A 22,308-nucleotide genomic window follows, 5' to 3' on the forward strand; every position below is an offset into this window, starting at 1 on the left:
ACGGGGTCAGGTCTCGTTTTTCTCAGACAACCCTGGGGTCAGGTCTTAAATTTCTCAGAAATTAGAGACCTGACCCCGTGGTTTCGCTTACACTGGTCTCTTCTTACCAGTGTGACCAGAGAGCGGTTTCCAGCCATGCGACGCGTTGTTTTTAACCAGAAAGGCGGGGTCGGCAAGACCAGCATTACCTGTAATCTCGCGGCCATCAGTGCCAACATGGGCTATCGCACGCTGGTGCTGGACCTCGACGTTCAAGGCAACACCACCCACTACCTGGTGGGCGAAATTGACGCTGAGGCTTTCCCCGCGGAAGCGCAGGGCGTTGCAGGGCTGTTCAAGCAAACCGTGGGCTCGCGGCGCATGCAGAAAAACCCGGATTCGTTCGTCTGGGAAACTCCGTACGAAAATCTATTCCTGATGCCCTCTAGTCCGGTGCTTTCCGACATGGAGAAGGAGCTGGAATCGCGCTACAAAATTTACAAGCTGCGCGACGCCTTGGACAAGCTGGTGGATGAGTACGACCGGATTTATATCGACACGCCGCCCAATTTCAACTTTTACTCGAAGTCCGCACTGATCGCGGCAGATTCTGTGCTGGTGCCTTTCGATTGCGACAGCTTTGCCCGGCAATCTCTGTACTCGCTTATGGACAACATGGCCGAGCTGCAGGAGGACCACAATCCCGAGCTGGTAGTTGAAGGCATTGTGATCAATCAGTTCAACTCCCAAGCTCGCCTGCCAGGCGAGCTGGTGGCTGAGCTTGAGGACGAGGGTTATCCGGTATTTGACACCTACCTCAACACCTCAGTGAAAATGAAAGAGTCACACCGCGAACACCGGCCGCTGATCGATCTTGCGCCCAGCCACAAGCTCACGGGCCAGTTTCTGGATTTACACGCCGAGCTTGAGAACTCCCCCTCGGTGGCTGCTGCCTGAGCAGGTCGCCTGTCTGAGAAAAATAAGACCGGACCCCATGGGGTTGGGGAATATGTATATAAATTTCGGTTATTTGTAAGCGCCGTATTGATTCTTTAAAGTTCTTTCCCTCGACTATTTCGAGCGAATTCCCCGTGTTGGATCTGGATCTGGACAGTGTAAACGCTTCCCTGCGCGACAAGAGCGCCGCGGAGATTGTGCGCTGGGCGCTGGATTTACAGGTGCCCACCATCTCCACCACCAGCATGGGTAAGAACGCCGCGGTGATGCTGCATCTGGTTAGTGAACAGGACAAGAATGTGCCGGTGGTCTGGGTAGACTCCGGGTACAACCTGCGCGACACCTACGTGGTGGCCGAGCGCCTGATTCAGCAGCTCGATCTCAACATGCATGTGTTTTCGCCGCTCATGACCTCAGAGCGCCGCAACGCCATTATGGGCGGCGTACCCACAGTGGATGAGGAAGAGCGTCATCAGGAATTCACCCGTCAGGTGAAACTCGAGCCGTTTGCCCGGGCGCTAGACACTTTCAAGCCAGAGATCTGGCTCACAGGCATCCGCCGCGAAGAAACCGAGCACAGAAAAACCCTCGACATTGTGTCGATAGACAACCGGGGCATCATCAAGGTGGCCCCTATTTTCAACTGGTCAGATGACGATGTAGAGGATTACATGGAGCGTTTAGAGCTGCCCACCTGTCGTCACTACTTCGATCCCACCAAGGTACACGACGGCCGCGAGTGCGGTTTGCACACCGCGGCGTAATCGCGCTTAGTCGGGGCTTAAACCACAAACATTCTCACGCCGACGATCAGCACGATGGTGGCAATCGTAAAGCCAATCATGATGATGCCTAGCGTGCGCAGGGCCTGGCGATCCGCCTGAGTGTCATCTTCGAGTAGGTGTTGGGTCATGCTCTCACTCCTGTTGGTTTTGTTGTCTAAGAGTTGACTAACTATAGAGATAGCAGCGCTTGGCGCCGCTGTCGAGAAAACTATGCCCTGGAGTCGGCTGCGCTATACTGACGGTGGAGGTTGGTATGCGCCCAACACTGCATGAATACACTCGGCTGCTATCGCCCGCGAGAGGGTGGAAAAGGCTGTTTCTTGCAGTTGGTGCCAGCCTGCTAGCCGCCTGCACGACCGCCCCTCCGTCATTATCGCAGCTGGAACCTATCCAGCTCACCGGCACTTTGATGACAGTCGATGAGGCTGTCTCCTCAGCGGTGACCCCGGATCTACTGGCGCTCGATGACGACATGCGCGAGTTTGTGGCCACCTATGCCGGTGATGATATGGGCAGGCGCCAACGGCTGCGCTCATTACACCGCGCGGTATCCGGCCCTGCCATTCTCGGTATGGAGTACGACCCCGCTGCCGAAGGCACCGCCATTGAGGTGTTCCACCGCGAGACCGCCAACTGCCTGTCTTATGCCAACATGTTCGTGGCCCTGGCCCGCGAGGCGGGGCTGGATGCCAACTACCAGTGGGTGGAAGTCAGGCCGCAATGGACACGTATGGGCGAGCGCATTGCAGTTCGCATGCATGTGAATGTCGTGGTGAAGATTAACCGTGACGAGCGCTACATGGTGGACATCGACCCGCTTCCCTCGCGCGACTTTGCCGGCTCTCAGGAAATGACTGATCAGGATGCGGCGGCGCTCTATCACAACAACATCGCCATGGATGCGCTCTATCGGGATGAGTTGGAAATGGCCTGGGCTGAAGCCGTGCGTGCGCTGCAGCTGGCCCCGAAAATGCCCCAGCTGTGGGTGAATATTGGCGCAGTCTATCGACGTGCCGGCCAATACGATGCCGCGGAGGCGGCGTATTTACAGGCGCTGGAGCTCGACAGCACCGAGCGTTCGGCGATGAATAACCTCTTGGTGCTGCACCAGATCACCGGCGATACCGATAAGCGCGCGCATTGGGAAAAGCGGGTGGACCTGTATCGCGACCGCAACCCCTACTATCACGCCTGGCTGGGCGATATGGCGGCGGAGGAGGGCGACTGGCGGCAGGCCAGTGACCACTACCAGTACGCCGTCGGGCTGCAGCCAGAAGACGCCAACCTGTTATTTGGCCTGGGACTGATCTATGAGAAGCTGAGCGAGCCCAAGGCCGCTATGCGCTATGTGCAGCTGGCCCTGGACAAGTCGTCAATCATGCGCGAACGCGAGCTCTATCGGGTTAAGCTCGATGAGCTCAACCGGGCGCAAATGGCCGTTTACTGAGGGATCTCAACGCGTATATAGGCGCGCTTGTCTTTCTTACCCATCAGGCCCGACAGGAAATCAGTAATCTTCATGCTCAGGCCGTACTTTTTGTGCAGGGCGTTTAGTGCCGTGTCGATATCTTCCGGTGACTCCAGCAGGTACGCCTGCGTGTCCATAAATTCGCCCTTGAGTTTGCCTGAGACAGTACACGGTGCCAGACGCGCTTCGCTGAAATTGCGGAGCCGTTTCACCTTGCCGGCATCCTCGGCGGAGAACAGGTAGTAGTAGCCATTCAGCGGCGCAAACCATACGGGCGTGGCCACGTAGTCACCGGAGCGTTTCAGGGTGGCAAAGCTCACGTATTTGCCTGCCTCCAGTTGTTTGATTTGTTCTTTACTCACGTTCTTCCCTTGTTAGGAGTTTGTTTTCGGACAAAAGTAATTGGCCCAAGCGACCATTAAAGCGCCATTGTGCCGGGGCGACAATCATTGGTTCACCCCGGAGGAGACAGTCCATGAGCCAGTTCGACCACACTTCCACCACGAATGACGTTATCGCCGGTATTAATCTGCACGGGAAGCGGGTTGTCGTAACAGGTGCCTCCTCGGGGCTGGGTGTTGAAACAGCACGGGTGATGGCAGCTGCAGGAGCGGCGGTTACGTTGGTGGCTCGTGATCAGGGTAAACTGGCAACCGCCCTGGCGGGTTTGCAGGAAGCGGTGCCCGGCGCAACATTTGATGCCGCCATAGCCGACCTTGCCGACCTCGACAGCGTGCGTACCGGCGCAGCAGCGATTCTGGCGCATGCGCCGCAAATCGATATTCTGGTGAACAACGCTGGCGTCATGGCCTGCCCTCTGCTGCGCACCGCTCAGGGGTTTGAGATGCAGTTTGGCACCAATCACGTGGGCCACTTCCTGCTGACGTCGCTGCTGATGCCGGCGTTGTTGCAGGGCGCCCCGGCGCGCGTTGTCAATCTCAGCTCGGCGGCACATAAGTTTGCCCCCGTGAATCTCGAAGACCCCAACTACCAGCAACGCGACTATCAGAAGTGGCAATCCTACGGCGAATCCAAAACAGCTAACGTGTTGTTCAGCGTGGGACTGGAACAGCGCTTTGGCGCGCGCGGTGTCCACGCTCTTGCGGTACACCCGGGGATGATTGCCACGGAACTGGGCCGCCACATGGACCAGGTAGATTTTGAAATGATTGCAGGCGACACCGATCCCGCAGACATGCCCTACAAATCCATTCCTGCCGGTGCGGCCACTAGCGTCTGGGCCGCCACCTCACCTGAACTGGCAGGGCGGGGCGGGCTCTACCTCGAAGATTGTCATATAGCCGAGCCGGCTGCCGGTGATTCTCGCTGTGGTGTAGAATCCTACGCACTGGACGCGCAAGCCGCCGATCAACTCTGGTCGCTGACTGAGGAATTGATCGGCGAGGCGTTCGCCACCGGCTGATCCTGGAGGTCTTGTGAAGCACGCCCATCTGCTGACCACGCTGTTCGTCATTCTCATCTGCCTGAGCGCCCCGCTGCGCGCGGATTCGGTAGAAGAAATCAACGCCAAGAGCATAAATGCGCTGGTCGTGTTACGCGATTCAGTGGAAGGGGCAGGAGACTTGCTGCAGGAGGCCGTTGGCGTCCTGGTGTTTCCGGATATAGTTAAACTCGGTTTTGGCGTTGGCGGCCAGTACGGTGAGGGGGCCCTGTTTATCGACGGTAAGCCCACCGACTACTACGCCACCGCCGGTGCGTCTTTCGGCCTTCAGCTGGGGGGCGTCACCAAGTCAGAAGTGATTCTGTTCATGACAGACGCGGCGCTGCAGCAATTTCGCGGCAGCCGCGGTTGGGAGGTGGGCGTCGACGGCACCGTCACCCTGTTCAAGGCCGGCGCCGGCACCCGTGTCGACAGCCGCACCGTGCAATCCCCGGTCGTCGGCTTTATCTTCTCCAGCGAAGGCCTCATGGCCGACCTCTCCCTCGAAGGCGCCAAAATCACCCGCCTTGCCCGCTAACCCTGGGGTCAGGTCTCGAATTTCTCAGACAACCCCGGGGTCAGCCACCGCTTGTCTGAGAAATTCGAGACCTGACCCCATGGTTTGGCTGGGGGGTTTCTAGTATGCTCCGCGGCTTTAGAGCCTCGGAGAATCCGCCATGTCTACATTCACTACAGTTGCTGCCGCCCTCAAGGGCGAAATTGCCACCGGCACCCAGGTGACGGTAAAGGGCTGGCTGCGCAGTAAGCGCGATTCCAAGGCCGGTATTTCATTTCTGGCCGTGCACGACGGCACCGCCTTTGACGCCATTCAGGCGGTGGTACCCAGCACGCTCGACAATTATGAGAACGAAGTACTGAAAACCGGCACAGGGTGTTCCGTAGTGATCAGCGGTGAACTGGTTGAGTCCCAGGGCAAGGGCCAGTCCGTGGAAATTCAGGCCTCGGCGGTGGAAGTGGTCGGTTGGGTGGATGACGCGGAAAGCTACCCCATTGCCAAAAAGCGCCATACCTTTGAGTACCTGCGCACCCAGGCGCATCTGCGCCCGCGCACCAACACTTTTGGTGCCATTACCCGGGTGCGCACCACCCTGGCCAACGCCATTCACAACTACTTCCACAGTAACGAATTCAATTGGATTAACACGCCCATCATCACCAGCAGCGACTGTGAAGGCGCCGGTGAACTGTTTCGCGTGAGCACCCTGGATATGGCTAACCTGCCCAGAGCCGAGCAGGGCGGTGTGGATTACGGCCAGGACTTTTTCGGTAGCGAGGCGTTCCTCACTGTATCGGGCCAATTGGAAGTGGAAGCCTACTGCCTGGCCATGAGCAAGGTGTACACCTTCGGTCCCACCTTCCGCGCCGAGAACTCCAACACCAGCCGCCACCTGGCCGAGTTCTGGATGGTGGAGCCGGAAATTGCGTTTGCTGATCTCGATGACGACGCCGACCTCGCCGAAGACCTGCTCAAGCATGTGTTCACTCGCGTGCTCGAAGAGCGCGAGGATGACATGGCCTTTTTCCAGCAGCGTATCGACAAGACGGTTATCGACCGGCTTCGCGCTGTGATCGACAACAGTTTCGAACGCATGAACTACACCGATGCGATCGAAATTCTCCAGAACTGCGGCAAGAAGTTCGAGTTCCCCGTGGAGTGGGGCATTGATCTCGCCTCCGAGCACGAGCGCTACCTCGCCGAGGAGCACGTGGGCCGCCCCGTGGTACTGATGAACTACCCCAAAGACATCAAGGCCTTCTACATGCGCCTCAATGACGATGAGAAAACCGTCGCGGCCATGGACGTCCTGGCTCCGGGAATCGGCGAGATCATCGGCGGCAGCCAGCGCGAAGAGCGCCTGGATGTGCTCGAATCGCGCATGGACGCCGAGCTCAAGGAAGAATTATGGTGGTATCGCGACCTGCGCCGCTATGGCACCGTGCCACACGCGGGCTTTGGTCTCGGGTTTGAGCGTCTGCTCAACTATGTGACCGGCATGGAGAATGTGCGTGACGCCATCCCCTACCCTCGCACACCGGGAAATGCGCATTTCTGACCAAGTTTTTGTCGGCTGTTGCGTGACGGATGGTTAAAAAATGATCGCTTAATGTGAAATATTGCCTAATATTTGATCAATTGGGCTCTGGAATTCGACCATAATCAAATAAACGAACCATGAAACGCCATGGGCGAGGCAGGCATGAAGCATTCGCATAGGAATATGGATGGCAGCGGAATATCCGAAATGGCCATTGTCGACACCTTTACCAAGCTGATTTTTGGTGAGGAAGACCGCTACTCCCATCGGGAGCTGCGCATTATTCAGGCGTTTCGATCGGTAGATACGAATGTGGTGCTTGACTCACACCGCGATATGGGTGCTTATCTACGCGCGCTGGGTGTGCAGGAAATGATTCGACTGGTTGCCCGGGTGCAGCAATGGCTCGCCAATGACGAGCCGGTGGTCCCCGAAGCGGGTGTGATGAACCAGTCCGGTGATGGCGCCCTCGGGCGCCAGGTGCACTAGCCGCCTAGTCCTCGGCTTTTTTCTCTTTCGATTCCTTTGGCGGTTTCAGGCCGCAACCTTCCACCAACGAAAAGCTTGCCTGGTACTGATTGGCCGGGTCTACTCCGTCAAAGTTCACTTCCACTTCGTGATCCAGCGCGAAGCGGCGAGTGGTGCTGGTCAGGCTGGCTGTCCACTTGTCGTAGCTGAACTTCTCTGGATCTTTGCGTAAATCCACAAACCCATCCAGCCCGGAATCGAGCAGCCGCACGTTAAAGCCGGAGCTGTTCACGTGGGTGATCTGGGCCTTGAAGTTGGGCTTGGTCTCGCCTTCACACTGTCGGGCCAGGTGCTTGCCTGCCAGCCAGCGCTCGGCTTCGAGTGTGGCGGAGCGAGCAATGGTTAAGCGTTCACCCAACTTGTCCAGAGTGGCCTGTTCTACCAGGTTGCCTTCCTCGCCGTGCAATAGCGCCTTGATCTGCAGGTGCACCAGGAAATCTGCGTACTTGCGCAGCGGCGAGGTGCAATTGCTGTAGTGCTCCAGCGCCATGCCCATGTGTGGACCTGGTTCGGTCGTAAACTGGGCACGGGTGAGCAGGCGGTTCACCATGCCACGCAGTGGCAAGCTCTGGTCCGGTTTGGAGAGGGTGCGCATGATGTCCCGGTAACCGGTGACTTCTTTGGGGTCCAGTGCAGTGGTGTCTGGTACATGCATCTCGAGAAACTTCTGGGTTTCCTCGATCCGGTCGCCGCGAAAGCCAGGGTGGGTCACAAATGGCCCGCTCGCGCCTTTCTCTGCGAGAAAACGCGCCGCACAGCGATTAGTGGCGATCATGCATTCTTCCACGAGCTTCTGCGACAGCATCTTCTCGAAGGGCTCGATGTGATCAATCTGCTTGTTGTCACCCATGATCCAGCGGTACTCGCGCCGGTCTTCCATCACCAGGTGGTTCTCTTCGCGGTGCGTGCGTAGCGCGCGATATAGCTGGTACAGCGCTTCTAGCGGTGTGGCGTGCGACATCAACTCGTCGTCCTGGCCAGTGAGGTAGCGGTCGACGTTGTAGTACGACAGCTTGGCCCGGGAGCGGATAGTCGCTTCCATGAATTCGTATTCGCCGACTTCGCCATCGTCGCCCACGTGGATCTTGCACACCAGCGCAGGGCGATCGGCGCCTTCGGACAGCGCGCAGGTGTCCTGCGAGAGCTCTTCAGGCAGCATCGGCAGCACGTCGCCGTGAAAATACACCGAGGTGCCGCGCGAGGCGATGTCACGGTACAGGCTGGAGTCGGTATCGATATACGACGTCGGATCGGCAATGGCCACGAACAGATTCCAGCCGTTGTCGACCACTTCGGCGTAGAGCGCGTCGTCGATGTCCTGGGTTTTGGCGGCGTCGATCGACACGAACTCCAGGTCCGTCAGGTCGCGGCGCCGCTCATCATCCAGCGGCTTGCACTCGGCCAGCTGCTTTTCGAGATCCTTGCGGCTGCTGCTGCCCCACTCGGCCGACAAGTGGTACTTGGCCATGCTATACAGGTTTTCAATGCCGGGGGTGTCTTCGTTGCCCACCACGCCCAGAATCTTCGCCTGCGGCTTACCGTCGCGAATTGGGTGACGCAAAATGGCACAGCGCACGTAGTCGCCTTCTTTCACGCCGTTGCGGGCGTGAGGCGGAATAAACAGCCAGCGGCGCAGCTGCGGCAGATCGGGTTCGACGAACATTGCCTTGCCCTTGCGCACACAGCGGCCGGTAAAGTCACCGAGGGGGCTGTCGATCAGCTTCTCGATGTCGGCAATGGTCTTGTTGTCCTTGGCCGGGCGGATGCACACCCTTACCCGGTCGTCCGGGAAGGCTTTGAGCATCTCATCGGGGGGAATAAAGACTTCCCGGCCGTCATCCAGAATGGCAAACCCGTAGCGGGCCTGGGTGCCCTTTACCACGGCCTCGGCGCGCTCCTTTTCAGCCTCCATCTGGGTTTTGAGGCCTTTGAGCTGGGCGAGAGAGTCCTGGTTAAGCATTCAGAGGGGTTCTTAAAATCAATAAATCAAGCCGCCTATCGTAGCTGAAAACCGCCTCCCTGTCAGGAAATAACCCTGGGGTCAGGTCTCAAATTTCTCAGACAGCCCCGGGGTCAGGTCTCAAATTTCTGAGAAACCTGAGGCAGGGCCCCGCAGGTGTTGACAGCGTGGGGATTCCGGTTTGTAATCGGTACCAAGGCTGTAGAAAAAACCTCCCGGTTGGATGTGTATTTTGAATGACTCCGGGACGCAGGGCAGTTGAACATTTGAGCCCATACGCGTCGATCAACAAGCGCACCAGCGCTGCCACTGAGCCCTCCGAGCTCCGGCCTTCTTCGCGCTTTCAGATAGCCACTTCTCTCACCCAGTATCACAACCCTCGCCGAACGCAGAAGTCGGCCACTCTCACGGAAACACCACAATCAGCAGTGCCGCGCACTGGCCCTTCCCGTGCGCATCTATCGCAAGACTTCCGACCATTACCCAGTGAACACCTCGTGAGGATTCCTATATGGATTCAGGCTACACCCTGCGCGTAGAAAAGACACCCACTCAACTCAAGCCCGTCGTTAAAAAAACGTATGTTCTGGACACCAACGTCCTGCTCCACGACCCCACTGCGGTCACGGCTTTTAAGCACAATCACGTGGTCATTCCTATGACCGTTCTCGAAGAACTCGACCATATCAAGGACCGCCGCGACAAAACGGTCAGCCGCGAGGCGCGAATAGCGATACAAATGATCGACAAAGTGGTGGACGCCGCGTCGCCACAGGAAATTCAGGAGGGCGTTGAGGTGCCAGGGTCCGAGCTCGAGGGGTTGGGCTCTGGCACCCTGGCCATTTACCCAGACCAGCTCATTACCGATACCTCTGATATTCCCTTCCTGGATGGCACCCAGGATCAGGCCAACGACAACCGCATCATCAACGTGGCCCTCAAGTTGCAGGCGGACAACCCTGGCGAAACGGTCTGCCTGATCACCAAGGACATCAACATGCGCATCAAGGCCAAGGGGTCGGGCCTGATGCATGTGGAAGATTATCGCCGCGACCGGGTGCTCGACGATATCGACCTGCTGGCCAAGGGCTACGAGCACATTGAGGGGGATTTCTGGTCCAACATTAGCGAGGTTGATACCCTGCGTGAGGGCGATATGACTCTGCACCGCATTCCCCGCGAATCCATCCCCTATGCCTACCCCAATATGTTCCTGCACGATGATCAGGACTTCATGGCATTCGTGAAACGGGTCGACAAGGAGTACGTGTACCTACGCTGCGACAGCCGCGACAACCTGATGCACAAGCGCTTCTGGGGCCTGGCGCCGCGCAATCTCGAGCAGGCCATGGCGATGTCGCTGCTCGATGACGACAGCGTGGATATGACCGTGATGACCGGCCCCGCCGGCTCTGGCAAAACGTTGCTGGCCCTGGCCTACGGCCTCCACGCCATTCTCGAGCAGAAGAAATATTCCAAGCTGATTGTGGCCCGTTCCACGCCACCGATTGCCGAGGAAATCGGCTTTTTGCCCGGCACCGAGGAAGAGAAAATGGCTCCCTGGCTGGCGGCCTTTGATGACAACCTGGAGATTCTCCACGGCACCGACGAATCCTGCCACGGCAGTATCGACTACGTGAAAGAGCGGGCAAACATACAGTTCAAATCGCTCAACTTCATGCGCGGCCGCTCCTTCAATAACGCCTACATCATTATTGACGAGAGCCAGGGTCTGACCCAGTTCCAGCTCAAGAGCGTGATCAGCCGCGTGGGCGCCGATTCCAAAATTGTGGTACTGGGAAACCTCGCCCAGATTGACAACAAGTACATTTCACCGCTCACCTCGGGGCTCACCTACCTGGTGGAAAAGAGTAAGCGCTACCCGCATGCAGGCATCATGCACGTGAACGGCATCGTGCGCTCGCGCCTGGCGGCGTTTGCGGAGGAGAATCTCTAGTCAGGGTGTGAAGTGGGGCTGGGCTGCGGCCTAGTCCCGCTTCTTCTTGGAGAAGTCGCGCGCCAGGTGAATTTCCAGGCGCAGCATGATTTGCCAGGCGACCTCGCGGTCTTCCTCGTATTCCGGCTGGCGGTAGTTCAGCGTGGGCTCTACTTCAAAAAACAGGAAATCCCGGTACACCTGGCGGCGCCAGAGTGTGCCAATGGTGTAATTTTGTACATAGGATTTCGGCTTTGTCTCGCCGCGCACGGTGACGAAGTGATTCATCGCCAGCGGACGTTCGGTGTCGGGCCAGAAGCGCTGGAACAACGACAACCGGGTGCGCCACTCAACGCCGTCGGTTTCCTCACCCCACTTGTAGCGGTTGCTCCAGCGGATTACGTCCTCGTTTTCCAGTGCCTGGTACAAATCCAGCTGGCCGAGGGTGAAAAACTGCTCGTCGTTATCCCACTGCACGCGCTGTACGTAGCGATAGCTGCGGCCTTCGCGAATATCACCCTCGTTTCGAAAGCGAATGCCGGGTTTGGGCGCGCCAGAGGACCAGCTCAAAGTGCCGTCCAGGCGCGATCGTCTACTCTCGCGCACGTTCACGTTGAGTGAGATTTTGTCTTGATCGCCGCGTTCTTCGCGGTCGCCGTCGGCGGTGTCGTCGTCGCTGAACAGCAGGTTTACGCGCTGGCTGATTTTGGGCAGCTGAACCTTACCGCGCAGGCGAACGCCAAAATCGTTGCCGTCTTCCTGGTCCCACTCGTTTTCAAACTCCAGCCGCAGGAAGGATTCTGCCTTCTCCAGGTCGTAGTTCGAATCGCCAAAAAAATCGTCCATCCATTCCACCAGCGCCTGAGCAGATTCAGCGGCCGCGGTGTGAGAGCTGTCAATCCAGTTGGCAGGCGGTTCGCCCCCGTCGGTGGTTGCCGTGGGAACGGGGGTGTCGCTGAGCTCTGGAATCGCCTCGGGCGAGGCGGTTTTGTCAGGATCGGGGCTGTCGACAGCAGGTGCCTGGGCCATTGCCACTGTGGGCAACATTACCAGCAATGCAAGCCAAATCTTCACGCCATTGAATACCGCGTTTCCCCTGATAAGCGATACACTACGCCTCATGGACAAAATTTTCATCTTTTTGCAGTACATCGTGCCCCAGCATCTCCTGTCGCGGATGACCGGCTGGCTGGCGGAACTTGAACACCCGGTCTGGCTCAAGAACTGGGTCATCGGCCTGTTTATTAACCATTTCAAGGTGGATATGTTAGAGGCCGCCGAGCCCGACCACGAGAAATATCCCAATTTCAATGCGTTCTTCACCCGGCCGTTGCTGGAGGGTGCGCGGCCGCTGGCATCGGCGGATGTCGTCTGCCCGGCCGACGGCGCGATTAGCCAACTGGGGGATATCGTTGGCGGGCGAATCTTTCAGGCCAAAGGCCAGGACTATTCAGCTTTTGAACTCCTCGGTGGCGATGCCGAATGGGCGGAGCGCTTTGCCGGCGGCAAATTTGCCACCATCTACCTTTCGCCCCGTGACTATCACCGCGTGCACATGCCGGTGGCAGGGCGACTGCTGGCCACCACTTATGTGCCCGGCGATTTATTTTCGGTAAATGGCACCACCGCAGAAAATGTTGATCGCTTGTTCGCCCGCAACGAGCGATTGGTGTGCTATTTCGAAACCGGCTTTGGCCCTATGGCCATGATTCTGGTGGGTGCGATGGTCGTAGCTGGCATTGAAACCGTGTGGGGCGGCCAGGTCGCACCGCCGCCGAAGACACCGCAATCACAGCGCTTCGACGGCCAGGTAGATCCGGTTGAGCTGGCGCGCGGGGATGAAATGGGCCGCTTCAAGCTGGGCTCGACGGTCATCTTGCTGTTCCCGGAAAACAGTGTGGAATGGGATGAGCAATACCAGTCAGGTACATCGACCACGCTGGGCCAGGCTTTGGCGAGCGCCGTCGACTGATCTACTGGTTCAGGCTGGCCACAATGTGCCGGTAGCTGTGCAGGCGCTCATCGCTGATGGCGCCTTGCTCCAGCGCTTCCAGAATTGCGCAGCCCGGCTCTGACTCGTGCTGGCAATCGCGAAACTTGCATGTACCCAGCCAAGGCCGAAACTCCCGAAACCCCTGCTCAACTTCCTCGCGGCTCATATGCCACAGGCCGAACTCGCGGATGCCAGGTGAATCGATCAGGCTACCGCCGCAATCGAGGTGAAACAGCTGGGCCGTTGTGGTGGTATGCGTGCCCTTGAGGGTGTTCTCCGACAGCGCACCGACGCGTAAGTCGGCCTCCGGCAGCAGCGTGTTCACCAGCGACGACTTGCCCACGCCGGACTGTCCGACAAAAACACTGGTTCGCTCGCGCAGCGCATCCTGTAGCTGCTCCAGGCCACCTTCTTTACTCGAGGTATGCAGAATGCGGTAGCCGAGCTCCGGATAACCCTCCAGCAACATGTCCATGAGCGTCTGTTGGGCCGGGTCCTTGGCCAACAGGTCTGTCTTGTTCACCACCAGCACCGGTTCAATGCCCACCACTTCGCTTGCTACCAGGTAGCGGTCCACCAGGTTGGCATGGGGCTCAGGGTAGGGCGCTATTACAATCAGGATCTGGTCAATATTGGCCGCCACCGCTTTCAGCTTCCCGTGAGGGTCGGGCCGCGACAGCACGCTGTCGCGCTCCAGTTGCGCCACCACCACACCGGTGGGCTCACCTTCGCACCAGACCACTCGGTCGCCAGTGACCAGCCCCTCGATATTGGCGCGAATATGGCAGCGCTGCACCGCGCCCACACCGGACTCCACAGCCACCTGCGTGCCGTAATGAGCGATCACTGTGCCTTCCTGTTCAGGCCCCAGTTCACCGCCCGCCAGTGACTCTTCCGCCACCTCGGCACGCCGCGCAGCCCGCTTGGCCCGCTCCTGCTGAATTTTCTCGACCCGCCAGGCCTGTTGCCGGCTGAGTTTACGCTTGGACATTCCGCCATTATTGAGCCCCCGCCCCCTCCCTACAAGTGATAAACTCCCAACCACGGGATCAGGTCTCAAATTTCTAAGACAACCATGGGGTCAGGTCTCAAATTTCTCAGACAAGCAACAAAGGCAAGCGCATGCCGGACGCGAATAATCTGATTTGGGTCGATCTGGAAATGACCGGGCTGGACCCCGACAATGATGTGGTGATCGAAATTGCCACGATTGTGACTGACAGTGACCTGAACACCCTCGCTGAGGGCCCGGTGATAGCCATTCACACCAGTGATAAGCGCCTGGATGCCATGGACGAGTGGAATACCACGCACCACACCCGCTCAGGGCTGGTGGACCGGGTTCGTGCCAGCGTCCACGATGCCGATGGCGCGACGGATGAAACCATCGCCTTCCTGCAGGAATGGGTGCCTGAGAATGCGTCCCCCATGTGCGGCAACACCATCTGCCAGGATCGCCGCTTTATGGCGCGCCATATGCCGCGTCTGGAAGCCTACTTCCATTACCGCAACCTAGATGTGAGCACGCTGAAAATTCTCATGCAGCGCTGGCGCCCGGATCTGGAAGGCGGCTTTCGCAAAACCGCCACCCACCTGGCGCTAGATGACATTCGCGAGTCAATCGACGAAATGCGCTACTACCGCGAGCACTTCCTGCAGCTCACCACCTCGGGGTCCGGTCTCTAATTTCTCAGACAACCCTGGGTTCAGGTCTGATTTGTATGATTCGGTGACGTTTTGCGCGTCACGATGTACCCAATGGTTGATGGGTGTAGCCCAAAGCGTGCGGCAAGTTGCCGATAAGTGTACGCGCCTGACGCGTGTGCCTTTCGAATAGCGTCATTCCTGCCGGATGTATTTCTTTCTACCTTGGGTATTGTTGGTGCCGGGGGGCGACACTGCACCTTGGGCACACTGGCTTCATGGTGTGGGGCACAGCGTTGCATCTGGGCAATAAATGCGTCATCCCCTAGGTAAATCTGTTGGTTCAGCTTGTCCCAGATAGGGTGCTCGATTCCGCGGAGCACGAACTGTTCAAACGCACTGTTGTTTCCTTCGAACCTGCCTAGCAGCGCCTCCTGGTGCAGCCAGTGGGGTGCGGGCGCCGTGCCAAACGTGGCCTGATAGCTGCTCCATGACCACCGCGCCGGGTGCGCAATCAGCCCCGCTCGCACAGGGTTGAGCAGGATGTATCGCGCGACTTCCAGTAGGTAAGCCTGACCGTCGACGAGAATCGATTTGTACCGCCCTTGAAACACATGCCCAACCCGCTCGTGGCGTCTGTTGGTAGCTTGGGTAAATACGCCATTGAGATGCCGCATCCCGCGCGACAAGTTTGCGTCAGGCGTCCTGACCAGCAAATGGTAGTGGTTACCCATCAAACAATAGGCGAACACTTGCCATTGGTAGGTGTCAGCGGCATCTCCCAGCGTGTTGAGGAAAATATGTCGGTCGCGATCGTCCTCGAAGATTGACTGCTTGCGGTCACCGCGGGAGGTGACGTGATAGAGCGCACCGGGAAATTCGATTCTAAGCGGTCTGGCCATAAGCGTTTAGCCTAGTTTTTCATATACCCTAGCCTGACGTGAGATGCTCGCGCCACGTCACATCCAGCCAAATTTCATCAAGATGCTCCAGACCCGGCCTCAGGCTTGTCTGAGAAAAATAAGACCTGACCCCAGGGTTGTCTGAGAAGTTAGAGACCTGACCCCAGGGTTTTGAGGGCCCAGGCGATGTGCTCGCGGACGAGGGGGGAGGGGTGGTCGCTGCGGTGTTTCAGGGCGCTGATGGCGGCTGGGCTGGCAGGGCCGTTGCCCAGGCCAATGGCCAGGTTGCGCAGCCAGCGCTCGTAGCCGATTCGGCGGATCGCCGAGCCTTCGGTGCGAGTGAGGAACGTCTCTTCATCCCATTCGAACAACGTCACCAGGTCGGCTGATTCCAGACCGTGGCGCGGTTTGAAATCGTCCTTGTCTGTGGGTTGAGCGAATTTGTTCCAAGGGCACACCAACTGGCAGTCGTCACAGCCGAACACGCGGTTGCCCATGAGCGGCCGCAGCGCTTCGTCAATCGAGCCGTGGTGTTCAATGGTGAGATAGGAAATACACTTGCGGGCGTCGAGCTCGAAGGGGCCCACGAAGGCGTCCGTGGGACAGGCTTCCAGGCACGCTGTACAAGTGCCGCAGTGTTTGCTGGGTTGCGGCGGGTCGGCCGGCAATGGCAGATCGGTGTATATCTCACCGAGGAAGAACCAGGAGCCAGCGTCGGAATTGATCAGCATCGTGTTTTTGGCAATCCATCCCAGCCCCGCCTGCTCGGCGATGGCCCGCTCCAGCACCGGGGCGCTGTCTACAAACGCGCGGTAGTGGCCGCCACCCGCTTTCTCCTGGATATATTTCGCCAGCTGCGACAGACGCTTGCGAATCAACTTGTGATAATCACGCCCTAGCGTATAGCGGGATATATAGGCCTTTTCGCTACTGGCCAGCACGTCTTCGGCGCCGGCCTCCGGTACGTGGTAATCCATGCGCAGCGACAGCACCCGGCAGGTGCCGGGCACCAATTCGTCGGGCCGTGAACGTTTCGTGCCGTGCTTGGCCATATAATCCATGCTGCCGTGGTACCCGGCATCGAGCCACTTTTGCAGATAGGCTTCGTGCTCCGCCAGATTCACGTCTGTCACGCCCAATTGCTGGAAACCCAGTTGCGCCGCGTGGGCGCGGATATCGGCGAGAAGTTGTGAAGGCTGATCAGACATGTGGGTATAATTCTCCCACAACTCAGTGAGGACAACACCGTTGGATTTAAGCTACGCCGACAGGCTCTACACCGCCGAGCAAACTCGCGCCCTCGACCGCAGTGCGATAGATGGCCATCGCGTTCCCGGCATTACACTGATGTCGCGGGCGGCCCATGCCACGTTTGATGCCATGCTCGACCTCTGGCCAGAGCCGGAACAGGTACAGGTGCTGTGCGGCACGGGGAACAACGGCGGCGACGGTTTCCTGATTGCTGATCTAGCCCTCAAGCGAGGTATTCCTGTCGTCGTCTATCAATTGGGTGACGCTGCCAAAATCAGTGGTGATGCATTACTGGCGCGCCAGCAGGCCGAGGCCAATGGCGTGGATATTCAGCCCTTTGAGGATACCCAGCTCATCCCATTGGGCATTGTCGTAGACGCCATGCTGGGCACCGGCCTCGGAGGCGATGTGCGTGGCCCCTATGTCGAGGCAATCGAAACAGTGAACGCGGTGGGCGTCCCCGTAGTGGCCGTCGATATCCCCTCAGGGCTCTGCGCTGATACCGGCCGCGTGCTGGGCTGTGCGGTAGTGGCGGATCTCACGGTGACATTCATTGGCATGAAACGCGGCCTGTTCACCGCCGCGGCGCCTGACTATGTCGGTGAGCTACAGTTTGACGACCTGATGGTGCCCCCTGAGATCTATCTGCAGGTGGATGCCGGCGTGTTCGGCCTCGACGTTGCAGAACTGCTGGAGACTTTGCCGCACCGGCCGGCCAATGCCCATAAGGGCATGTACGGCACGGTGTTGGTCGTGGGCGGTGACTACGGCATGGCTGGCGCTGCAGCACTGGCTGCAGAGGCCGCACTGCGCTGCGGGGCTGGGTTGGTGCAGGTGGCAACTCGGCCAGAGCACGTGTCTGCTCTGGTGGCGCGCGCGCCCGAAGTAATGCCCATAGGAGTGGAGTCGGGCGATAATCTGGCGCCCATGCTCGCCGCCGCTGACGTGATTGTGGTGGGCCCAGGCTTGGGTCAATCGGACTGGTCCCGGATTCTCGCCCAGGCGGCGCTCGCCAGTGGCAAGCCGCTGGTGCTCGATGCCGATGTACTGAATTTACTCGCTGCCGGTGAGCTCACATTAATCGGCACCGACCATATCCTCACCCCGCACCCCGGGGAGGCTGCGCGGCTTTTGGACTGCGCCAATGCCGAAGTGCAGCACGATAGATTTGCCTCCGCCCGCGCCTTGCAGGAAAAGCTGGGCGGCGTGGTTGTGCTTAAAGGTAACGGCACCCTGATTACCGGCACGGGTCCCATCATGCTGTCAGATTACGGTAACCCTGGCATGGCCAGTGGTGGTATGGGTGATGTGCTCAGTGGCGTCATCGGCTCGTTCGTTGCCCAGGGTTTGGAATTTGATGAAGCTGCGGCCCTCGGTGTGTGCCTGCATGGCGCCGCAGCGGATCTGGCTGCCGAGGACGGCATGCACGGCTTACTCGCTTCTGACCTCATGCCCTGGCTGCGGGAATTGCTCGAGTGAGTGAGCCTTATCTGCAGCTTGAAGCCCCCGATGAAGACGCCATGGTGCAGTGCGGCAAGCTGCTGGCGCGCGCGATCGAGCCCGGCACCGTCGTACACCTGGTGGGTGATCTGGGTATGGGCAAAACCACCCTCAGCCGCGGCATCGTGCAGGCGCACGGCCACAAGGGCGCGGTAAAGAGCCCCACCTACACGATCGTCGAACCTTACAATTTCGGGGAACTAAATCTCTACCACTTCGATCTATATCGTCTGGGGGATCCCGAAGAGCTCGAGTTTATGGGGATTCGTGATTACTTCACCCGCGACAGCATTTGCCTGGTGGAATGGCCAGAGCGCGGCGCAGGTGTTTTGCCCCCGGCAGATTTAGTGATTAACATAGACCGTGACGGTGCCGGCAGGCAACTGCAGGTGCACTCCAATACCGATCAGGGCAACAGGGTGTTGGAAAGACTGCGTCTGGCTCTTTGAGCCACGGGACATAACAAGTACCTCAAGGTGCGGGAGTGACATGGACAGGGCGTGGATCGGGGCGACCCTAAGTTTTCTGGTAGCGGCAACGCTTGCGGTATCGACGGCAAGTGCGGCTGACGTCAAGGACGTGCGCCTGTGGCGCGCGCCAGATCATACCCGTGTGGTATTCGACCTAACCGGCCCGGCCGATCACAAGCTCATGGTGCTGAGTAACCCCTCGCGTATTGTGCTGGATGTGGAAGACACTCGCCTGCGCACCGATTTCTCCGACCTCAAGCTCGATAACACACCCATCCGCCAGGTGCGCTCCGGCGTGCGTGACGGCGACGACCTGCGCGTCGTGCTCGATATCAGCGCTGCAGTAGATCCCCGCAGCTTTGCGCTTAAAGCCAATGACCAGGCCGGCGACCGCCTCGTCCTCGATCTCTACGATAAAGGCACACAGGTCAGCAAACCCGTGGTGAAAAAATCCGCCACGGCGGCGGGCAAGCGCGACATTATCATCGCCATCGACGCGGGCCACGGTGGGGAAGATCCCGGCGCACTAGGCCCCGGCAAGCGCCGCGAAAAAGACGTGGTGCTGGCGATCTCCAAAGAAATACACCGCCTGTTCAAAGCCGATAGTGGCTTCACGCCCACGCTGATCCGCAGTGGCGACTACTACATCAGCCTCAAGGGCCGTCGCGATCTCGCCCGCAAACGCAAGGCTGATCTGTTCGTGTCCATCCACGCCGATGCCTTCACGCGCAAAGAGGCCAATGGCGCCTCGGTGTACGCGCTGTCCACCCGCGGTGCTACCAGTACAGCCGCCCGCTACCTGGCCCAGCGCGAAAACGCGGCTGACCTCGTCGGCGGCGTCAGCTTGTCAGATAAAGACGACATGCTCGCGGGCGTATTGGCCGACCTTTCCATGACTTCAACTCTGGACGCCAGCCTGCAGGTGGGTTCTCAGGTCTTGGGGCACATGGGCGGCGTCGCCCGGCTACACAAGAAAAACGTGGAACAGGCCGGCTTCGCGGTGCTGAAATCACCGGATATTCCCTCCATCCTTGTGGAAACCGGCTTCATCTCGAACCCGGGCGAGGCCAAGAAACTCTCCACCCCGAGCTACCAGAAGAAAATGGCCCGCGCCATTCACGCCGGTATCAAGAACTACCTGATCGCGCATCCGCCCTCAGGCACCCTGATCGCCTACAACAAGGCCCAGGGCGGCTCTGAATATACCATTGCCCGCGGCGATACCCTGTCCGGCATTGCCCAGCGCTTCAACGTCTCCCTGGCTTCCTTGAAAAGCGCCAACGGCATTGACGGCTCTAAAATCGTGGTCGGCCAAAAACTCACCATCCCCGCCACATAACCCTGGGGTCAGGTCTTATTTTTCTCAGACAACTCCGGGGTCAGACCTCATTTGTCTGAGAAAAATAAGATCTGACCCCAGGGTTGTCGGAAGCCGAGGTGTTGCGTGGCGCGGGAATCCAGTACCATCATCTTTTGCCCTGCATATTGTCATTCCATGTCCAAGATCCATCGCTTATCGACCCGTCTAGCCAACCAGATTGCCGCTGGTGAAGTGGTTGAGCGGCCGGCCTCGGTGGTTAAAGAGGTGTTGGAGAATAGCTTGGACGCCGGCGCTACCCGGGTCGACGTCGATGTTGAAGGCGGCGGCGTGAAACTCATCCGCATCCGCGATAATGGCAGCGGTATGCCGCCGGACGATCTCCCGCTGGCCATGGCTCGCCATGCCACCAGTAAGATTGTGTCCCTGGAAGATTTGGAAGCCGTAGGCAGCCTGGGCTTTCGCGGCGAGGCGCTGGCCAGTATTGGCTCGGTGTCGAGGCTTACCCTGACCAGCAATGCCGATGAAGAAGGTAGTGGCGGCAACAGCGCCTCCTGTGAGGGGCGCGACATGGACGTGGTTGTTAAGCCAGCGCCGCATCCGCAGGGCACCACCGTGGAAGTGCGCGACCTGTTTTTCAATACGCCCGCGCGGCGCAAGTTTCTACGTACTGAGAAAACAGAGTTCAACCACCTCGAAGAAGTGGTTAAGCGCCTGGCGCTGTCGCGCTTTGATGTGGCGTTCAGCCTGCGTCACAACGGCCGAACCATTCACCAGCTCAAATCTGGCACCAGCCAGGCGGAACAGCAGCGGCGGGTGGCCACCGTGTGCGGGCCTGCGTTCATGGAGCAGGCCATTTACGTGGAGAACGAGGTGCCCGGGCTCCGTTTGTGGGGCTGGGTAGGCTTGCCGACCTTCTCACGGAGCCAGGCGGATCTGCAGTATTTCTTCGTTAACGGCCGGGTGATTCGTGACAAGCTCATCGCTCACGCCGTGAAGCAGGCCTATCGCGACGTTCTCTACCACGGTCGCCACCCGGCGTTTGTACTCTATCTGGAACTTGACCCGGCCCTGGTGGACGTCAACGTACATCCCACCAAGCACGAGGTGCGTTTCCGGGATGGTCGCAGTGTCCACAACTTCATCTTTTCCAGCCTGCATCGGGCTCTGGCCGATGTGCGCCCGGCCGATCAACTGCCGGAAAATACTGTGTCCACCGGCGACGGCATGGCCATCAATACCGAAACCGGCGAAATCACCACTCAGTCAGCACTGACCTGGGGCAGCGAGCGCGCGCCTCTCAATGCGCCGCCGGTCAATGAACCGCGCCCTATGGGCTCAGGCTTTTTTGGAGGGTCGGGCGTCGGCGCAGCTGGCCAGGCGCAGATGGTGGCCTACCAACAAGTGCATCCACCCCTGCCCGAGCAGGAGCGCGAGGAAGATGCTCCGCCGCTAGGCTATGCGCTGGCCCAGCTAAAGGGTATATACATTCTGGCCGAAAACGCCGCCGGCCTGGTGCTGGTGGACATGCATGCCGCCCACGAACGTATTACCTATGAGCGCCTGAAAACCGCCCGCGACGCGGAAGGCATTCGCAGCCAGCCCATGCTGGTGCCGCAATCGATAGCGGTGAGCCAGCGCGAAGTCGCAATAGCGGCAGAAAATGGCGAGCTGTTTCAGCGCCTTGGCATGGCTGTGGATGTGGCCGGTGAAGAGGCACTGGTGATTCGTGAAATCCCCGTAAGCCTGCGTGATTCCGATGTTGAGCAGCTGCTCCGGGATGTGCTCGCTGACCTCATCGAGTTTGGCAGCTCTGAGCGCATCGAGGCCCACATGGATGAAATTCTGTCCACCATGGCCTGTCACGGCTCGGTGCGCGCCAACCGCCGCCTAACCGTGCCTGAGATGAATGCCCTGCTGCGCGACATGGAAGAGACCGAGCGCTCAGGCCAGTGCAACCACGGCCGCCCCACCTGGACCCAACTGGGCCTCGATGAACTCGACAAGCTCTTCCTCCGCGGCCGCTAACACCATGGGGTCAGGTCTTAAATTTCTCAGACAAGCATGGTCAGGCCTCTCGTGTCTGAGAAATTTAAGACCTGATCCCAAGGTTGTAGGC

At 58.9% G+C, this 22,308-nt stretch carries 21 protein-coding genes; 14 read left to right on the forward strand and 7 right to left on the reverse strand.

Annotated elements, in window-relative coordinates; all coding sequences use genetic code 11:
• Positions 1 to 135 precede the first annotated feature (135 nt).
• Both A3709_RS08075 and A3709_RS08080 read left to right on the forward strand, forming a co-directional pair.
• Positions 136 to 936 (forward strand): ParA family protein, encoded by an 801-nt coding sequence (locus A3709_RS08075; RefSeq protein WP_066052784.1) that lies wholly within the window; start codon positions 136 to 138, stop codon positions 934 to 936.
• 134 nt (positions 937 to 1,070) lie between these two features.
• Positions 1,071 to 1,700 carry a phosphoadenosine phosphosulfate reductase family protein gene (locus A3709_RS08080; protein WP_231871139.1) on the forward strand — a complete coding sequence of 210 codons (630 nt, stop codon included), beginning with the start codon at positions 1,071 to 1,073 and terminating at the stop codon, positions 1,698 to 1,700.
• Between the two features lie 17 nt (positions 1,701 to 1,717).
• On the opposite strand, the gene A3709_RS24810 is transcribed toward A3709_RS08080, so the two are convergent.
• Entirely contained in the window at positions 1,718 to 1,849 is a 132-nt protein-coding gene (locus tag A3709_RS24810; protein WP_255359728.1) for a hypothetical protein, read from the reverse strand.
• A gap of 281 nt (positions 1,850 to 2,130) precedes the next feature.
• On the opposite strand from A3709_RS24810, the gene A3709_RS08085 reads away from it, so the two are divergent.
• The gene (locus tag A3709_RS08085; RefSeq protein WP_231871141.1) at positions 2,131 to 3,168 is read left to right on the forward strand and encodes a tetratricopeptide repeat protein; all 1,038 of its coding nucleotides are present in this window, start codon (positions 2,131 to 2,133) and stop codon (positions 3,166 to 3,168) included.
• Here the strand turns inward: A3709_RS08085 and A3709_RS08090 are convergent.
• Positions 3,162 to 3,551 carry a PPOX class F420-dependent oxidoreductase gene (locus tag A3709_RS08090; protein WP_066052787.1) on the reverse strand — a complete coding sequence of 130 codons (390 nt, stop codon included), beginning with the start codon at positions 3,549 to 3,551 and terminating at the stop codon, positions 3,162 to 3,164. The two genes, A3709_RS08085 and A3709_RS08090, sit on opposite strands and share 7 nt — an antisense overlap.
• Positions 3,552 to 3,664: 113 nt before the next feature.
• Between A3709_RS08090 and A3709_RS08095 the strand changes: the two genes are divergently transcribed.
• From A3709_RS08095 to A3709_RS08110, 4 genes are all read left to right on the forward strand, one after another.
• Positions 3,665 to 4,612 (forward strand): SDR family NAD(P)-dependent oxidoreductase, encoded by a 948-nt coding sequence (locus A3709_RS08095; RefSeq protein WP_066052789.1) that lies wholly within the window; start codon positions 3,665 to 3,667, stop codon positions 4,610 to 4,612.
• Positions 4,613 to 4,625: 13 nt separating this feature from the next.
• Entirely contained in the window at positions 4,626 to 5,168 is a 543-nt protein-coding gene (locus tag A3709_RS08100) for a YSC84-related protein (RefSeq protein ID WP_066052791.1), read from the forward strand.
• 139 nt (positions 5,169 to 5,307) lie between these two features.
• Complete coding sequence (gene asnS / locus A3709_RS08105) at positions 5,308 to 6,705, forward strand: asparagine--tRNA ligase (protein WP_066052794.1); 1,398 nt, start codon at positions 5,308 to 5,310, stop codon at positions 6,703 to 6,705.
• Positions 6,706 to 6,849: 144 nt separating this feature from the next.
• On the forward strand, positions 6,850 to 7,176 hold the full coding sequence (locus tag A3709_RS08110; protein WP_156507619.1) for a hypothetical protein: 327 nt from the start codon (positions 6,850 to 6,852) through the stop codon (positions 7,174 to 7,176).
• 4 nt (positions 7,177 to 7,180) lie between these two features.
• Here the strand turns inward: A3709_RS08110 and A3709_RS08115 are convergent, their stop codons facing one another.
• Positions 7,181 to 9,175, reverse strand: coding sequence for a ribonuclease R family protein (locus tag A3709_RS08115; RefSeq protein ID WP_066052799.1), 1,995 nt, complete (start codon positions 9,173 to 9,175; stop codon positions 7,181 to 7,183).
• Positions 9,176 to 9,686: 511 nt separating this feature from the next.
• On the opposite strand from A3709_RS08115, the gene A3709_RS08120 reads away from it, so the two are divergent.
• A complete protein-coding gene (locus A3709_RS08120; protein WP_066052802.1) occupies positions 9,687 to 11,132 on the forward strand; it encodes a PhoH family protein in 1,446 nt (481 codons plus the stop codon).
• Between the two features lie 30 nt (positions 11,133 to 11,162).
• Here the strand turns inward: A3709_RS08120 and A3709_RS08125 are convergent, their stop codons facing one another.
• Positions 11,163 to 12,185 (reverse strand): hypothetical protein, encoded by a 1,023-nt coding sequence (locus A3709_RS08125; protein ID WP_156507620.1) that lies wholly within the window; start codon positions 12,183 to 12,185, stop codon positions 11,163 to 11,165.
• Positions 12,186 to 12,231: 46 nt separating this feature from the next.
• Between A3709_RS08125 and asd the strand changes: the two genes are divergently transcribed.
• Positions 12,232 to 13,083, forward strand: a complete 852-nt coding sequence (asd, locus tag A3709_RS08130) for an archaetidylserine decarboxylase (protein ID WP_066052808.1) — start codon at positions 12,232 to 12,234, stop codon at positions 13,081 to 13,083.
• A 1-nt stretch (position 13,084) separates the two neighbouring features.
• On the opposite strand, the gene rsgA is transcribed toward asd, so the two are convergent.
• Positions 13,085 to 14,095 carry a small ribosomal subunit biogenesis GTPase RsgA gene (gene rsgA, locus A3709_RS08135; RefSeq protein ID WP_066052813.1) on the reverse strand — a complete coding sequence of 337 codons (1,011 nt, stop codon included), beginning with the start codon at positions 14,093 to 14,095 and terminating at the stop codon, positions 13,085 to 13,087.
• A 131-nt stretch (positions 14,096 to 14,226) separates the two neighbouring features.
• Here rsgA and orn point away from each other — a divergent pair, with 131 nt between their 5' ends.
• The gene (orn, locus tag A3709_RS08140) at positions 14,227 to 14,790 is read left to right on the forward strand and encodes an oligoribonuclease (protein WP_066052815.1); all 564 of its coding nucleotides are present in this window, start codon (positions 14,227 to 14,229) and stop codon (positions 14,788 to 14,790) included.
• A gap of 20 nt (positions 14,791 to 14,810) precedes the next feature.
• On the opposite strand, the gene A3709_RS08145 is transcribed toward orn, so the two are convergent.
• Positions 14,811 to 15,650, reverse strand: coding sequence for a transposase (locus tag A3709_RS08145; RefSeq protein ID WP_066052819.1), 840 nt, complete (start codon positions 15,648 to 15,650; stop codon positions 14,811 to 14,813).
• 149 nt (positions 15,651 to 15,799) lie between these two features.
• Positions 15,800 to 16,858 (reverse strand): tRNA epoxyqueuosine(34) reductase QueG, encoded by a 1,059-nt coding sequence (gene queG / locus A3709_RS08150; RefSeq protein WP_066052822.1) that lies wholly within the window; start codon positions 16,856 to 16,858, stop codon positions 15,800 to 15,802.
• Between the two features lie 40 nt (positions 16,859 to 16,898).
• Here queG and A3709_RS08155 point away from each other — a divergent pair, with 40 nt between their 5' ends.
• From A3709_RS08155 to mutL, 4 genes are all read left to right on the forward strand, one after another.
• Positions 16,899 to 18,380, forward strand: a complete 1,482-nt coding sequence (locus tag A3709_RS08155; RefSeq protein ID WP_066052825.1) for a bifunctional ADP-dependent NAD(P)H-hydrate dehydratase/NAD(P)H-hydrate epimerase — start codon at positions 16,899 to 16,901, stop codon at positions 18,378 to 18,380.
• Positions 18,377 to 18,850, forward strand: a complete 474-nt coding sequence (gene tsaE, locus A3709_RS08160) for a tRNA (adenosine(37)-N6)-threonylcarbamoyltransferase complex ATPase subunit type 1 TsaE (RefSeq protein ID WP_082849988.1) — start codon at positions 18,377 to 18,379, stop codon at positions 18,848 to 18,850. Before A3709_RS08155 ends, tsaE begins: the two co-directional genes overlap by 4 nt.
• Before the next feature lie 40 nt (positions 18,851 to 18,890).
• Entirely contained in the window at positions 18,891 to 20,210 is a 1,320-nt protein-coding gene (locus tag A3709_RS08165; RefSeq protein WP_066052828.1) for an N-acetylmuramoyl-L-alanine amidase, read from the forward strand.
• A 156-nt stretch (positions 20,211 to 20,366) separates the two neighbouring features.
• Entirely contained in the window at positions 20,367 to 22,217 is a 1,851-nt protein-coding gene (gene mutL / locus A3709_RS08170; RefSeq protein ID WP_066052831.1) for a DNA mismatch repair endonuclease MutL, read from the forward strand.
• The last annotated feature ends 91 nt before the right edge of the window (positions 22,218 to 22,308 follow it).

The organism is Halioglobus sp. HI00S01, from assembly GCF_001635445.1.
In the GTDB taxonomy this organism is placed as follows: Bacteria; Pseudomonadota; Gammaproteobacteria; order Pseudomonadales; family Halieaceae; genus Halioglobus; species Halioglobus japonicus.

Excerpts from the sequence above, each read along its gene's own strand:
- A3709_RS08075 (WP_066052784.1), top strand. The coding sequence starts at position 136 with ATGCGACGCGTTGTTTTTAACCAGAAAGGCGGGGTCGGCAAGACCAGC.
- A3709_RS24810 (WP_255359728.1), bottom strand. The coding sequence starts at position 1,849 with ATGACCCAACACCTACTCGAAGATGACACTCAGGCGGATCGCCAGGCC.
- A3709_RS08085 (WP_231871141.1), top strand. The coding sequence starts at position 2,131 with ATGACAGTCGATGAGGCTGTCTCCTCAGCGGTGACCCCGGATCTACTG.
- A3709_RS08095 (WP_066052789.1), top strand. The coding sequence starts at position 3,665 with ATGAGCCAGTTCGACCACACTTCCACCACGAATGACGTTATCGCCGGT.
- asnS (WP_066052794.1), top strand. The coding sequence starts at position 5,308 with ATGTCTACATTCACTACAGTTGCTGCCGCCCTCAAGGGCGAAATTGCC.
- A3709_RS08110 (WP_156507619.1), top strand. The coding sequence starts at position 6,850 with ATGAAGCATTCGCATAGGAATATGGATGGCAGCGGAATATCCGAAATG.
- A3709_RS08115 (WP_066052799.1), bottom strand. The coding sequence starts at position 9,175 with ATGCTTAACCAGGACTCTCTCGCCCAGCTCAAAGGCCTCAAAACCCAG.
- A3709_RS08120 (WP_066052802.1), top strand. The coding sequence starts at position 9,687 with ATGGATTCAGGCTACACCCTGCGCGTAGAAAAGACACCCACTCAACTC.
- asd (WP_066052808.1), top strand. The coding sequence starts at position 12,232 with ATGGACAAAATTTTCATCTTTTTGCAGTACATCGTGCCCCAGCATCTC.
- rsgA (WP_066052813.1), bottom strand. The coding sequence starts at position 14,095 with ATGTCCAAGCGTAAACTCAGCCGGCAACAGGCCTGGCGGGTCGAGAAA.
- orn (WP_066052815.1), top strand. The coding sequence starts at position 14,227 with ATGCCGGACGCGAATAATCTGATTTGGGTCGATCTGGAAATGACCGGG.
- A3709_RS08145 (WP_066052819.1), bottom strand. The coding sequence starts at position 15,650 with ATGGCCAGACCGCTTAGAATCGAATTTCCCGGTGCGCTCTATCACGTC.
- queG (WP_066052822.1), bottom strand. The coding sequence starts at position 16,858 with ATGTCTGATCAGCCTTCACAACTTCTCGCCGATATCCGCGCCCACGCG.
- A3709_RS08165 (WP_066052828.1), top strand. The coding sequence starts at position 18,891 with ATGGACAGGGCGTGGATCGGGGCGACCCTAAGTTTTCTGGTAGCGGCA.
- mutL (WP_066052831.1), top strand. The coding sequence starts at position 20,367 with ATGTCCAAGATCCATCGCTTATCGACCCGTCTAGCCAACCAGATTGCC.